Source organism: Candidatus Pedobacter colombiensis (genome assembly GCA_029202485.1).
Taxonomy (GTDB): Bacteria; Bacteroidota; Bacteroidia; order Sphingobacteriales; family Sphingobacteriaceae; genus Pedobacter; species Pedobacter colombiensis.
The window spans coordinates 855,440-870,004 of sequence record CP119313.1 but is presented as its reverse complement, the minus strand read 5'-3'; the positions used below and the strand labels follow the sequence as shown (position 1 = coordinate 870,004).

Below are 14,565 nucleotides of genomic sequence, written 5' to 3'. Positions count from 1 at the left end.
ATTTAGTAAAAGACAACTGGAAGGCCTTTTTTGGGACCATCATTGTGAATAAAAGGATCATTCGGGTGTTGCAGATTATACTCGATAAGTGCTTCTTTCACTTTCAATCCCCAGGCTTGTATTTCACCTGCCGACATCCACCAAGTTACAGGGTCAGAGCTCGCTAAGGTAGGATAGTAAGGAAAAGAGGTTCTTCCAGTTACCTGCATTACAAATTGGTACCAGCCTGTAGAAAAATCCGCCCCCAAATAATAGCGCATCCATGACCAGTTAACAGGTTGGATGATCTTAGCCGTCCAGGTTACTTTGGACATCGTACCAAGCATCGTACCCAACTCATTTGAAGGTAAAAGTCGTACAGTCAGGTTAACTAAAGAGGTATCTACAGTTTTATTACGTTTCAAGACAATGGCGACACGCCCTTCAGTGCTATTCTTGGGTAATACACCTTCTTTAATTTCGAACCATTCGGGTTTGGCAGTAGTTGTACTATCGAAGACCGTCTCTATTTTGAAGTTACGATCATAATTCTTCAGTTCACCGGATAGCCTGACCGTAAGGTAGATGGTCTTCGTTTGCGCTGTAAGATCCTCAATAAAGGAATACGAATAACCGGAAAGCCCATACAGGGATGGGGATTTATCCTCATAGATTTTCAACTGCTCTTTCTTGCAAGCGCCCAGAAGCAACAGAAGGAAGAGCGAAAGATTAAAAATTGCTTTATTTCTTTTCATAATATTTTGGTGCTAGAATTTTAACCATTAATTGCCCAGTTCGATTTCTCGTTGTGGAAGGGGTAGCACATATACGCTATTGTCCATCGCTTTGTTGGTATTTGGAATAGTCAAATTGCCTCTTCGTTTATAGAAATAGAAGAGTTGGCCTTCACTCACAAATTCTTTACGGTATTCCAGCTGTATTTCGGCCCGTACCTGCTCTTGATTTAAACTTTCACTGAGCTTGTAGGTCGTTGCAATCCCTCTATTGGTACGTACCGTGTTTAGTTGCTGTACCGCCAACAAACTATTACCAAGTTCATTATAACACTCAGCTAAAATATAAAACATCTCCGGCAGCTTGATCAAAGGCATGCGGTCTTTGAAAGTTGAATTGGTCACATAGGTAAATTTTAATAATAGATAATCCGTTTGAGAAATCTTTTTATAAAGCTCCTTATACCTATAATCAGAAAGAGACATCCCGTCCTTAGTACTGATTTCATATAAGGTATTAGCAATGCTACCGCTATGCGCTAACCTCTGGTTATTTGTATTTAATCCATCCGGTCCATATTGGTCAATATAAGGTTTAATATATTCGAACATATTCTGCACATTCAAGGCAAAGATATGCTCGGTGCTAAAGGTATAATCCTTGTTTACTGCATTCGGATCATTGATATTACCGTTGTTAAAGGATACCAGGGTACCCCACCCTTTGGTCGTTACGATTTCTGCTGCATCTCTGGCCTTCTCATAGTCTCCTTTCCATAGATACAAACGGGCTTGAGTGGCTTTAACCGCGTAATAATTAAAACGCATTCTTCTGTTATTGTAAAATTGATCCTGGTTTGGAATCTCAACACCCAGATCGAAACTTGATGTATTCAGAACAATGTCATACTTAGACATTAGGGCTTCAGACGCCAAAAGATCTTTTTCTACATTGTCCAGATAGTCTCTACCCGCCACTGGTTGTGTAATCTGCTTAGAGTAGGTATTGACATAAGGGAGTCCCACTACATTTAAACCTTGTGGTGCATTTTTCAAATTGCCATAGCCAAAAAGTCTATAAAGATCCAGGTGTATAAAAGCTCTTAAACCCAGAGCTTCGCCCTTAATCATGGCATAATGGGTTGGATGCATCTTATCCTTATAGCTATCAATGGTATTGATGATATTGTTCAAATTGGCAATAACCGAGTAGTTTTTTGACCAGATATTATCCTTCATGCCCATTACCGTTCCATTAAGATATTGGTAGGTAGAGACATTGGCATAAGGATGTCCGGAAGCTGTTGTTGGATATTGTTGAGCCAAAACATCTACAAAACCTATGGTGCTTTCAAATCCATAAGTACCTTTATCAGTCATCAATAAATATGCGCCCATCAGCGCATCTTTAAAGCCTTGTTCCGATTTAAAAAGCTCAGTGGAGGCAATTTCCGATTTAGGTGAAATGGAAAGCCATTTCTTGCAAGAGCTTAAACTCAGAATGGCTATAATTGCGAATATAATTCTTTTCATTTTTTTAGTTTTAAAATGTGGCAGATAAGCTAAATGAAAATTTTCTGGCAAACGGATAACTCAAACCGCGTTCAGTCGGTATGGTCGAAGCCGTGAATACATCATTCGTGTAAAAGGCACAACGCAAACGCTCAATCCCCATTTGTTTCAGGTAATTCCAACGATAAAAATCATAAGATAAACTCAAAGAGGCCAGTGATATTTCATTCTGATTCATCACAAAACGATCCGAAACCTGGGTGCGTACAAATTGTCTCAACCAGGAACCATCTGGCTGTTGAATTTCCACAGACCCTAATGCTTTAAATGGCTTAATATCACCCGGTTGATGCCATGTACTATTCAACACACGTTTGTCCACATTATAACTCATATCCACATTTTCAACACGATCTACCAAGGTTTGGTTGTACATCTGTCCACCGTAAAGGAATCTAAAATAAGCTGAAAGTCCCACGCCTTTGTATTCCCCATTCAGACCAAATGAACCCGATATTTTAGGAATCTTATTCCCAACAACAACCTGGTCGGCAGGAGAATAAGTGTAGGTCTTTTCGTTGTTTTTAGTCAAAAAGATTTCCTGACCGTTAGCCGGATCTATACCTAAAGAACGTACCGCCCAAATCGCATCCATCGAGACACCATCGTAGTATTTTGTTACAGGTTTATTGTTGAACCTATCTCCCGCAATTTTATCCTGAGCTTCGTTATAAGTTTTCAAGGCATCAGATATGGAAACAATCACATTCTTATTTCTGATTGCTGACCCCGTAACAGAGAAGAAAGAGCGCTGTTTGGGATCAGAATAAATATTATAAGTCAACATCAATTCCATACCTATATTCTTGATCTTACCTAAATTTTCTTTTACACTGGAAAATCCGGTAGAAGGAGGAAGTGTAAAGTCCACTAGTGTATTTTCAGTAATGGATCTATAATAATCAAACCTACCCGTTAATTTGCGTAGCATAGAAAAATCCATTCCTACGTTGTAATCCATTTTTTGCTGCCATTTCAAATCCGGATTAGCCAGTCCCTTCAGGTAAGACCCTAAAAACCCCTGGTACACCTTGTCCATAAAATAGCTGTATGTGGAGATAGATTGGTAAGAGCTAAAGTTTTGCGACCCCGTAGATCCCATGGAAGCTCTGGCTTTTAATCTTTCAAAAATATGAAGATCACTCATCCACTTTTCATTATGAATATTCCACCCCACTCCAGTACTCCAGAAAGTACCCCAACGTTTATTGGCTCCAAACTGTGAAGAGGCAGAACTGCGAATAGAAGCATCCGCAAAGAACCGGTTATCATAGGAATAACTGGCAATGGATAATATGCCCAAATCACGCGTGGTTCCTTCTGATCCTGATGGTCTGTTTTGATATTTACTGTATTGCTTTGCAAATAGAATATCATTCATCCGATCGTTAGGAAATCCCTCTGTATTGTATATGACTTCTTCAAACGTACGTTGACTAATAGTAGCCCCCATATTGACAAACAGTAAATGTTTTTCTCCAAATGGTTTGTTATAGTTGACATTGATATCGCCCGAATAGCGCATTTGTGTTCCTTCATTCTTCTTGTACGACCCTTTTCTGAAAAAGTCATCATCCTTATAATTATCAAACTTGAGGTGGTTGGCCGGATAGAATTCATCAGCTTGGTTTTTTGTATTGGTAAAACTTCCGCGCAAAAGCATTTTTAATCCATTCATCAGCATGATTTCGGAATAAAGATTATTGGTGAATTCCGTGTATTTTTTGGATAGCTTCGTATTTAACGTAGAATTATACAAAGGATTTGGGAAAGGTATTATAGCTGTTGAAGTACTTCCAACATAAGGAACAAGTCCGGTTTCTGCATTTTTCTTTAAATTTCCAAATTCATCATAAGGCGTCCAATAAGGATTCATTTTGGAATAATCAGCAAAAGTTCCGTATGGAGAATCGTTACTGGTCCCATCTGTATAGCTGATGATATTACGGAATAAGAACCCTTTAAATCGATAAGACATCATCGCTGAGGTCGCTATCACACTTCTGTCTGAGCCTTTCATGACACCAGCCACGTTATTATAAGAAAAGTCGGTAATTAATTTCAAATCACGGTCCCCAAGCTCCATGGATACACCATGTTTCTGACCAATGGCATTCCGGAGTGGCAAAGACATCCAATCGGTATTGACACCAGAAAGCACCGATTTGAGGCGTTGGTTATATTGCTGATCCAATGTCAATTGGGTGGCATAGTTGGGAGCGTATGGACTTATTTGGGAATACATACCATAAATCCTTTCTGCTTCCAGCTTTTCTGCAGAATTGGTCAGGTTATAACTGTTCAGATCTGGCACTTCCACATCCAAACTTCCATTGTAAGTAACCAGGACTTTATTCTCTGTGTTTTTCCTGGTTTCAATGACAACGACTCCATTGGCAGCTTTTGAACCATATATAGCTTTGGCTGAGGCATCTTTAAGGATAGTGATGCTTTCGATACGATTCATATCCAGATCCACAACTTTAGTCAGCCCCACTTCAAAACCATCTAAGATAAAGAGTGGTTGATTGGGATTATTGATATAATCACCTTTCAAATCACTTGATGCATCTTGAGGGAAGGATGAATTACCCCGAAGTGTCATTTGGGGCATAGCATTTGGATCTGAGCCGAAATTCAAATTGTCAAAGATCATTAAGGATGGCTCCAGAACCTTCAAACTCTGAACAATATTCTTATTGCTGACACGCTGCAGCTCTTCTTTGGTAATGCGATCAGCTGCACCGGTAAAGGTATTTAGATTTCTATCAACAATACCTGTAGAAACCACATTTACCCCCTCCAATTCGGCCGATTGCGTTTCCATGGTAATGTTAAAGGGACTGTGCTGATTGGCTGGTATTTCTTTGGTTTTAAAACCCAGGAAAGAAATAACCAATATGGCTTTATCGTCTACACCTTTAAACTCAAAATCCCCCTGACTATTGGTTTTCGTAATTTTATTGGTGTTTTTAACTTTTACAGTTGCATTAACCAAAGGTTTCCCCTTTTCGTCCAGGACCTTGCCTCTTACATCAATATCTTTTCTGAAATTAAATGTTGTGCCTGCCTTTTTAACAATAACCGTTTTCTCTTCTAATGCATAAACTAATGACAGATTAATAAAACAATAATCAAGAACATCTTTAAGATCAACTTTATTCATGTTGATACTGATGGGTTTCGTTGCTTTTATCAGATCAGAATCGTAGAAAAAATCATATCCGGTCTGTTTTCTGATCTCTTTAAACACCTTTTCAAGCGGTGCATTTTTTTCATTTAAGGTTACAAGTTGTCCTCTTGCTCCAAGAGAAACCTGTAGAAAGGTGGTAACTAAAATCAATATAGTCAAGTTAACTCGCATAAGCAGCTTTCTTCTATTGGTTTGCCTGACCCAGTTAAAAATCAAGCCCTTAACTGATAGGCATTTAATGACGTAGCCAGGAAGACTACATACAAATTTGTAAAAATTCATACATTTGAATAGTTTGGGTTTTGATCGTAAATAAGTTGTTTAGTCGCATCTTTGACGCATCGGCCCGAACGCCGTCAGGGGTGTTAGCGCATCCCTGACCTTGTTTTACGGGGGTGTAGTCCGTACTAAGAGAAGTTTTTTTCTTTCATTTTGTTTGGTTCGTTTGGTTTAGGTTACTGGATTATTAGCTGCGTTAATTTTGTGTTACTGTAATTTTATGTCCCTCTACTTTGAAGCTAACCTGACCGGTTGACTGCATAATCTTTAACACTGCGGATATATCTTTAGTCCTTGATACAATCCCTCCAAAGTGCATTTTTTTGCTAGGCTTTTCAGTGTAAAAGACTTCAACATCATACCACCTTGATATTTTGCGCATGATAGATTCCAGCTCATCACTATCAAAAATAAAGTCTCCATTTTTCCAGGCAATTTCATTCTCGACATCCACATTTTTCACTTCAATTTCGTTGTTTAACACAGCTTGTTGATTGGGTTTAAGAACAACGTGTTCCTGCTTTCCTGACACCATTACACTACCTTCAATTAAAGTAGTTTTTATACTCGCTTCATCCGTGTAACAATTAATATTAAAGTGTGTTCCCAGCACCTGAACTTCCTGACCTTTGCTCTTCACAATAAAAGGCTTGTTTTTGTCCTTAGTTACTTCGAAATAGGCTTCGCCAATCAACTCAACTTTCCGCTCTTTGAGCAAAGCAAAGCTTGAAGGAAACTTAAGCACAGATGCAGCATTAAGCCATACTTGGGTACCATCGGGCAAAACAATTCTATACTGCCCACCCCGAGGAGTATTTACGGTTAAATTTTTAGTTGGCATCTTGCTTTCAGAAACAGCAGAGCCGTCATTATAGGTTAATTTGCTTGCCTCTATTACGATCCCCATTTTAGCATCGCTTAAACTAATGGTTTTGCCGTCGGACAGTGTAAGCTTTGCTGTGTTCTTGCCCGGCGCAATACTTTTTCCTGCAATCAGCTTCTCATCTTCGGACACCTGTTTTTTATAGCTATAAAAGAACATACCTATACCCAAAACAATTAATATTGCAGCAGCCCCAACTGTACGATACCATATTCTTATGGTTTTTACAGGTTTATTTCTTTCTTTTACTGCAGCAAGTAACTCCTGATCCAAGCGGTGAAGCAACGATTGAACTGCAGCATGAGATTCATAACCATTCTCTTCACTTTCTAATTCATCTTGAATCATACTACTCAATTCATTTTCGTTCGCTGAATTGTAAAAATATTCCAACAACTCTTTCAGCTCTTCAGCCGTATAATCGTTATCCAGATATCTTTGATAAAGTGCTTTGGTGTGTTTCGAATCTTTCAATCTCTCTCTTTTTACAGCTAATACGTATGAACAAAAAAAAGTACTTAGCCTAAAGTAAAATAAACTGCTATTATTTTAGATTCCTTTTAAAATCAATGCTACTATAACCATCAAGCCCTTTCCGGAACCGGACATAAAATGCTGTTTTAAAAATTTATTGGCCTGAAACAAATGGCTGTTAATGGTTTTTGCATTAATCCCGAGAATTAGTTCGATCTCCTTGTACGATTTTCCCTCCAGCTTACACAAAATGAATACTTTTCTCCGCTGAAGTGGCATTAATTCAATTGCCTGTTGCAGCATCTCCGCATTTTCTTTTCTAAACAATTGCTCTTCTATGTGTGTATAGATTTCGGTACTGGCCAAAACCATTTTATCCCGCATTACTTTATCGCGGGCCGCTCGCCTATAATAATCGATCACCATGTTCTCGGCAATTTTAAATAAGTACGATTTAAAAGATTTTTCAGGATCAATCTGTGCTCTGGTATCCCAAAGCTTTAAAAACAACTCCTGTAAGATTTCTCTGGTCAGCTCCTCAGATTTCAATAACTTATATAAATTACCGGCAAGTCTTTCTTTGTATTGATTATACAACTCTTCAAAAGCGTATTCACTACCATCTTTTAACGAGGCTACCAATTCCTGATCAGAAAAATTGCTGTATATCATTTATGCCCCTAATTAATTTAATTATTGCGAGTGCAATCTTAAATAATTATTTCCACTTGGGACTCATTTATTTTTATAGATTGTAATGGCTCTGAAGAGAGCTAAATATCAGATAAAAGGATATTGGTAAAAAGAAAGGGCTAAGATTTATCGATCACACCAAAAACAGTGGTTTTCCATTTAATATAACCAAGCTTTGCACACTGATCAGCAACTTCAGACTCTATGCTTCCGGGAACATCGTTCACAATCTTCCAGCGCACACTGTATTTACTATTATAACCAATGTAAATCACTACATCATCAAATAAGGGTTCAACTGTTTCCAGCCCCTTCAGGTGTATATCCTGCAGCTCTTTGGCAAAGCGTACAAGTCTTTCGTTCATCACTTTTGCCAGTGGTGGTGCTGGCTTAACATCTGGTTCTATAATCGCAAGTACAGTTACGGTCATCGGCTAAAATCTCAGTAATACTACTATTTTTAGCAAAGCTAATTAATATTCCCGAAATAATTAACACCCATAGGTCATTACTATAAAAATTTAAGGCGAATTTCTCAAGCGCAGAACTTATAGGAAGCATAACGCATACCAGTGGTTCCATAGTGCTTCTATAGTGCGTCCTATGTGGTAGGATACCTTCTATGGTACTTCGTCGGGGTTGAGTCGTTATTGACACGGGGTTGTTTCGATTTCTATACCCGAACCAACCCCCTCTTTATTCCGGAGCAACTCCGGCGTAGGTATCCAACCATTATAGAAGATCAGTAAAGGCATTATGAAAGCATAAGTTCGGTGATACATTATCAACAATACGCACAACAGCAAAAAAATTCAATTAAATTTGTTGAATGAATAATGGCGGTTCTTCTAATTCAATTTTCGACAAGGTCCTATCTTTTATAGACTACAGCAACCAGAGTATTTTTCTTACCGGAAAGGCGGGAACAGGAAAAACGACCCTGCTAAAACGAATCAAGGAAACCAGTTCGAAAAAGATGGCCGTAATCGCTCCAACAGGAGTTGCGGCAATGAATGCTAAAGGCACTACCATCAATTCTTTTTTTCAATTGCCTCCTGGCTCTTTTTTTCCGGGAGACATTAGTCTTGAAAACCTCCAATCGGGTATACTCTCCATTCAATCGATGGTTTCTGATTTAAGTTACAGCAGAGAAAAAACAAGCCTTTTTAATGAGCTCGAACTCCTGATCATCGATGAGGTTTCGATGGTGCGTTGCGATTTGCTAGATGTGATTGATGCCATACTCCGTGCAGTAAGGAAAAACAATGCCCCTTTTGGTGGCGTACAATTACTCCTTATTGGAGATTTATATCAGCTGCCTCCGGTTACCAAAAGGGAAGACTGGGCATTTTTAAGCAGAGCATACCCTTCTCCTTATTTTTTTGATGCCTTGGTCATCCGCAAAAACCCTGTTTTGCAAATAGAGCTCAGCACAGTATTTCGTCAGACTGAGCCGGAATTCATCAATATTTTAAATGACATCAGAAACAACCAGATCGACGAAAGCGGACTGGAACTGTTAAACAAAAGATATAATCCTACCCCTAATACAGCAGATGAGGTAAGCCCTATCATCATCACTTCTCACAATGCGGAAGCCAATAGTATCAATAAAGAGAAGCTGGATGAGCTTACAGGTACTGAATATACTTTTGAGGGTGAAGTAAGTGGAGAGTTCAGAGATCTAGGCTTGCAGGCAGAGCAAAGCTTAAAATTGAAGGAAGGTGCCCAGATTATGTTCATCAAGAACGATACCGGCGAGAATCGTAAATTCTATAATGGAAAAATTGGCAAGGTAAAATCCGTTAAAGCAGGTGAAATCTACATTTCCTTTCCCAATGAAGAAGACTTTTTATTGGAAAAAACTTCATGGCAATCCTTCGAATACAAAACCGATACGGAAGAAGCTATTGTTCAACAACAGGTAGGTGAGTTTTCTCAATATCCGATTAAGCTGGCATGGGCAGTAACTATTCATAAAAGTCAGGGCTTAACATTCGACAGTGCCATTATTGATGCCGGAAAATCCTTTGTCGCCGGACAAGTATATGTAGCTCTAAGTCGTGTAAGAACACTGAACGGTCTCATTTTAAAATCAAAAATCAGTACTGAAAGCTTAAGATCAAATACAGAGGTTCTCAATTATATGAATCCTGCCAAGGAAACAGAACTTGACAACATCCTCATCACTGCGCAGGAAAGTTTTATCCTGCAGTTGGTACTGAATCATTTTTCTTTCAGCCGTATTTATACCGGATTGGAGACCATGGCTGCTAACCCTGACGTTGTGAAATCAATCCTGCCGGAGTTTAAATCTTTACTTGCCCAACTTAACAAATCAGTTACGGACTTATTGGCCCTGTCGGACCGTTTCCAAAATCAGGTAAAACAGCTGCATAAACAAAATGGCTTTAAGGAACAGCAAGCGCTTCAGGCCAGAATTGAATCTGCATTAACCTATTTCATTAAAGAGCTGAACTTACAGCTCATCAATCAGCTTAATAAAAATATCAGGATAAAACCAAAAAACAAGATCCAGCAACAGCTTCAGCACCTGATGCAAAAATACAGACAGGTCATAGAAAACAGAATCGCCTTGATGCAATATGCTTCGGGCTTGTTAAAGGACCCTATTAAAGCCGAAGATTATACTTCATGGATCAATAAACATAAAGCAAAGGCCAGTACAAAGCCCAGTTCTTCTTCGCCAGCACAACAGTCGGCTGTGAATTTGCAATTATTTTAAAACAAACCAAAGAATTTCTAATGCTAAAGTAAAGTGAGCGCTATGTGATAGCGCATCACTTTACTTTGTTTTATAGGAATGAATTCAACGCGCTTTAAATCATTAATTTAAACCGTTAAGATACTTATCAATGATTTGAGTAAAATTTTTCATAGCAGCTAAACTAATATCTGGACGAAGGGGGTGTGAGGTAATTAACCTTCCATCTTTATCAATGATTAATTGTTGTGGAGCACTATAAAAACCATAATGTTTTATAATTGGGTGTCCCAACCCTAGTCCATTCGTGTATAAATTAATTGTACCAGGCGAAGTATATAAGCCCGTTGAGATACTTGTTATCCATCTCTTTTTGTCGCTGTCAGAAGAGATGGTTAAAAAGACAATATTTTTATTGTTTTCGTACTTTTTAATGATCGTTTCCATCGTCTTATTTAAGATCTCACAATACCCACATCCTGTGAACCAAAAATCCACAATGACCAATTTACCTTTATAATCACTTAATTTATGAATATGACCTGCTGTATCTTGCAGTTCAAATGGAAAGACTTCATTTTGTTTCTTTTGCCAGGCCATCAATGTTTTTTTATAGTCAGGGTCAGTTATGGATTTCATCACTAATCCTAAACTTGATTGAATTTCAGCCGAAAAATAACGATTCAATTTACTGATACATATCATCAGCAATTGATCTCTTAAGGCACCCTGATATTTTTGTTGTAAAACATCATACAGCTTTACAAATGAATCTCCGGTAACTGCATCCTTAGCGTACAACCGATGTATGTTCCATTCTTTCTCAAAGATATATGCTGGATAATAGGCAGAATGCGGTATAAAATTTGAATCCACAGTCAATTCTGGTTCCTGATCAGCACGCATTTTATTTAAATTTCTAAACGCGGTCAATGCAGCTTCATCACGAGCAAATGTTACTAAGCCACTTTTTTCACTTAAGCCCCATAAACCAGCGTTGCCAATCGCATCTAAGTAAATTCTATTGTATATCGATTCACTAAATTCACCCTTATAGCTTTCCAATAACTTTAAACGTAATTTTGTCATTAAACTTACCTCATCAGCATTTAATTTAAATGCTTTATCATGGTCTTTAGCATTTTCCAGTTTAATCCATCTACTCGTTACAGCTTTTGATCCCCCTTCAATATTATAAATACCGAATTGGCAGTTTAATTTTTCTGCGCCTTTTCCAAAAAAACTAAGATACCCCTTCGGCCAAACATCCATAGTAATATCATCACCATTTTCAAACAAGTAATATTCTTCTGCGTCGTGAGGCCTCGCTGGAAAGATCAATGGCAGTAAATTACCTAGCCCAATTTCGTTATTCCCCTGATTTACAATCCAAAACGAAGCATAAGTTAATGCTGAAGCAGACTTCACATTTATATTGAATCTTCTTTTTGAATCCAATAAAACAGTGATCACTTCCCCTCCCAGCAAATTTTTCACCGGATCGTAGAGCTTTATCTGGATACTTTTGTTATTAAAATAGTCAACTATAGTTGAATCGACCCTACCTTTAATGTTAAAACTATAACTTTGCGCTTTCAATGAGCTGATCATGAAAACAATTGCGATGAGCAGTAAAAATTTTTTATAGTGATTCATATGTGGGTTTGTATTTATTTTCATAATAAATGGTAATTAATGCTATTAAAAATATCTTAATATGATTTGTCAAATATCAACGAGCTTTAAATCATTAATTTAAACCGTTAAGATGCTTATCAATGATTTGAGTAAAATTTTTCATATAATCTACACCCCCATCTGGACGAGGGGGGTGTGATGTAATTAACATTCCATTTTTATCAATGATTAATTGTTGTGGAGCACTATAAAAACCATAATGTTTTATAATTGGGTGTCCCAATCCTAGTCCATTCGTATATAAATTAATTGTACCTGGAGAGGTATACAAGCCCGTTGAGACACTTTTTATCCATGTCTTTTTGTCGCTGTCGGAAGAGATGGTTAAAAAGACAATATTTTTATTGTTTTCGTACTTTTTAATGATCGTTTCCATCGTCTTATTTAATATCTCACAATGCCCACATCCGGTGAACCAAAAATCAACAATGACTAATTTACCTTTATAATCACTTAATTTACGAATGTTACCTGCTGTATCTTGTAGTTCAAATGGAAAGACTTCATTTTGTTTCTTTTGCCAGGCCATCAATGTTTTTTTATAAGCAGGGTCAGTTATGGATTTCATCACTAATCCTAAACTCGATTGAATTTCAGCTGAAAAATAACGATTCAATTTACTGATACCTATCATGAGCAATTGATCCCTTAAGGCACCCTGATATTTTTGTTGTAAAACACCATACATCCCTACAAATGAATCTCCAGTAGCTGCATCCTTAGCATACAACCGCTGTATGTTCCATTCTTTTTCAAAGATATATGCTGGATAATAGGCAGAATAAGGTATAAAATTTGAATCAACAGTCAATTCTAGTTCCTGATCAGCACGCATTTTATTTAAATTTCTAAACGCGGACAATGCAGCTTCATTACGAGCATATACAATTAAGTTACTTTTTTCAGTTAATCCCCATAAACGTGCGTTGCCAATCGCATCTAAGTAAATTCTATTGTATATCGATTCACTAAATTCACCCTTATAGCTTTCCAATAACTTTAAACGTAATTTTGTCATTAAACTTACCTCATCAGCATTTAATTTAAATGCTTTATCATGGTCTTTAGCATTTTCCAGTTTAATCCATCTACTCGTTACAGCTTTTGATCCCCCTTCAATATTATAAATATCGAATTGGCAGTTTAATTTTTCTGCGCCTTTTCCAGAAAAAAGAAGATACCCCTTCGGCCAAACATCCATAGTAATGTCATCACCATTTTCAAACAAGTAATATTCTTCTGCGTCGTGAGGCCTCGCTGGAAAGGTCAATGGCAGTAAAGCACCTAGCATCAAATCGTTAACACCATCATTTACAAGCCAAAACGAAGCATAAGTTAATGCTGAAGCAGACTTCACATTTATATTGAATCTTCTTTTTGAATCCAATAAAACAGTGATAACTTCCTCTCCCAGCAAATTTTTCACCGGATCGTAGAGCTTGATCAGGATACTTTTGTTATTAAAATAGTCAACTATAGTGGAATCGAGCTTACCTTTAATGTTAAAACTATAGCTTTGCGCTTTCAATGAGCTGATCATGAAAACAATTGCGATGAGCAGTAAAAATTTTTTATTTTTCATAATAAATTGGTAATTAATTCTATTAAAAATAGTTCACAACAAATATCCCAAAGGCATTTACCCCTGTGCTTGTCCCAACCAGCCCTTTAATGATCAGGGCTACATTTTTAAATCTATTGCTAACCGTAGCATTAAACGTATAGCTCAATAGTAGGGCATCGGAACTTGCATCTCTTACTTCAAAAATGTATGCCGTTGTTGCCGTTGCTTTATTGGTATACCTGTTCCAATTACTGATCCCCTTGTAGGCCAAATTATCCACTTCATTGACCGCGTTATTTTTAATTTTAATTTTAACAGCCGGGCTATTGGGTGATAAGTTTACAAAGCGTACGTTGGTCACAAAATTTGCTGACGCGGGGGTGTTTACATCAGTTTTAATAAAAGGAAAATCAACCTCCTTAAGCAACATGCTCTCTACCTTTGCTGCGGTCCCGGAAATGTATAGGGTATAAAACCCGGATTCCATATGATGGGATTCGTTAAACAACAATTTTGTGGTATCCGCAGTGGGTACGGCAATCAATACTTTGTAGCCCAGTTCTGCATAATAAAATCGATTGGCACCATAAAGCACTTGATCTGTAGTTTTAGCGAAACTATAAGCTTTTCCTGTAGGATTTACTTTTAGCCCCCCAAGATCTACCGCTGCGTTAATCACATTTATTGAGCTGGTGGTCTTAAAAACCTCAGCATCCTTTTTACATGCAGCAAAATACATTGCAAATACTAATATCCAGATATTTTTCATTT

The 14,565-nt window shown here is 37.6% G+C and carries 10 protein-coding genes; 1 reads left to right on the top strand and 9 read right to left on the bottom strand.

The window, feature by feature from the left end; genetic code table 11:
• Nucleotides 1–2: 2 nt before the first annotated feature.
• The 6 genes from P0Y49_03520 to P0Y49_03495 form a co-directional block, all read right to left on the bottom strand.
• Nucleotides 3–734, bottom strand: coding sequence for a DUF4843 domain-containing protein (locus P0Y49_03520; protein ID WEK20218.1), 732 nt, complete (start codon nt 732–734; stop codon nt 3–5).
• Between the two features lie 27 nt (nt 735–761).
• Nucleotides 762–2,246: a RagB/SusD family nutrient uptake outer membrane protein gene (locus P0Y49_03515; protein ID WEK20217.1), complete on the bottom strand. Its 1,485-nt coding sequence runs from the start codon at nt 2,244–2,246 to the stop codon at nt 762–764.
• A 10-nt stretch (nt 2,247–2,256) separates the two neighbouring features.
• Nucleotides 2,257–5,628: a SusC/RagA family TonB-linked outer membrane protein gene (locus P0Y49_03510; protein ID WEK20216.1), complete on the bottom strand. Its 3,372-nt coding sequence runs from the start codon at nt 5,626–5,628 to the stop codon at nt 2,257–2,259.
• 325 nt (nt 5,629–5,953) lie between these two features.
• The gene (locus P0Y49_03505) at nt 5,954–7,114 is read right to left on the bottom strand and encodes a FecR family protein (protein WEK20215.1); all 1,161 of its coding nucleotides are present in this window, start codon (nt 7,112–7,114) and stop codon (nt 5,954–5,956) included.
• 75 nt (nt 7,115–7,189) lie between these two features.
• Nucleotides 7,190–7,786 (bottom strand): sigma-70 family RNA polymerase sigma factor, encoded by a 597-nt coding sequence (locus P0Y49_03500; protein ID WEK20214.1) that lies wholly within the window; start codon nt 7,784–7,786, stop codon nt 7,190–7,192.
• A gap of 140 nt (nt 7,787–7,926) precedes the next feature.
• Complete coding sequence (locus P0Y49_03495; GenBank protein ID WEK20213.1) at nt 7,927–8,238, bottom strand: hypothetical protein; 312 nt, start codon at nt 8,236–8,238, stop codon at nt 7,927–7,929.
• Nucleotides 8,239–8,636: 398 nt separating this feature from the next.
• Here P0Y49_03495 and P0Y49_03490 point away from each other — a divergent pair, with 398 nt between their 5' ends.
• Complete coding sequence (locus tag P0Y49_03490; protein ID WEK20212.1) at nt 8,637–10,553, top strand: DEAD/DEAH box helicase; 1,917 nt, start codon at nt 8,637–8,639, stop codon at nt 10,551–10,553.
• A 102-nt stretch (nt 10,554–10,655) separates the two neighbouring features.
• Here the strand turns inward: P0Y49_03490 and P0Y49_03485 are convergent, their stop codons facing one another.
• The 3 genes from P0Y49_03485 to P0Y49_03475 form a co-directional block, all read right to left on the bottom strand.
• Complete coding sequence (locus P0Y49_03485) at nt 10,656–12,188, bottom strand: TlpA disulfide reductase family protein (GenBank protein ID WEK20211.1); 1,533 nt, start codon at nt 12,186–12,188, stop codon at nt 10,656–10,658.
• 94 nt (nt 12,189–12,282) lie between these two features.
• Complete coding sequence (locus P0Y49_03480) at nt 12,283–13,812, bottom strand: TlpA disulfide reductase family protein (GenBank protein WEK20210.1); 1,530 nt, start codon at nt 13,810–13,812, stop codon at nt 12,283–12,285.
• 22 nt (nt 13,813–13,834) lie between these two features.
• Nucleotides 13,835–14,563 carry a hypothetical protein gene (locus tag P0Y49_03475; GenBank protein WEK20209.1) on the bottom strand — a complete coding sequence of 243 codons (729 nt, stop codon included), beginning with the start codon at nt 14,561–14,563 and terminating at the stop codon, nt 13,835–13,837.
• Nucleotides 14,564–14,565: the final 2 nt, after the last annotated feature.

What these genes read in the sequence shown, in the direction of transcription:
- P0Y49_03520 (WEK20218.1), bottom strand. Translation starts at nt 734, where the DNA reads ATGAAAAGAAATAAAGCAATTTTTAATCTTTCGCTCTTCCTTCTGTTG.
- P0Y49_03515 (WEK20217.1), bottom strand. Translation starts at nt 2,246, where the DNA reads ATGAAAAGAATTATATTCGCAATTATAGCCATTCTGAGTTTAAGCTCT.
- P0Y49_03500 (WEK20214.1), bottom strand. Translation starts at nt 7,786, where the DNA reads ATGATATACAGCAATTTTTCTGATCAGGAATTGGTAGCCTCGTTAAAA.
- P0Y49_03495 (WEK20213.1), bottom strand. Translation starts at nt 8,238, where the DNA reads ATGACCGTAACTGTACTTGCGATTATAGAACCAGATGTTAAGCCAGCA.
- P0Y49_03490 (WEK20212.1), top strand. Translation starts at nt 8,637, where the DNA reads ATGAATAATGGCGGTTCTTCTAATTCAATTTTCGACAAGGTCCTATCT.
- P0Y49_03485 (WEK20211.1), bottom strand. Translation starts at nt 12,188, where the DNA reads ATGAATCACTATAAAAAATTTTTACTGCTCATCGCAATTGTTTTCATG.
- P0Y49_03480 (WEK20210.1), bottom strand. Translation starts at nt 13,812, where the DNA reads ATGAAAAATAAAAAATTTTTACTGCTCATCGCAATTGTTTTCATGATC.
- P0Y49_03475 (WEK20209.1), bottom strand. Translation starts at nt 14,563, where the DNA reads ATGAAAAATATCTGGATATTAGTATTTGCAATGTATTTTGCTGCATGT.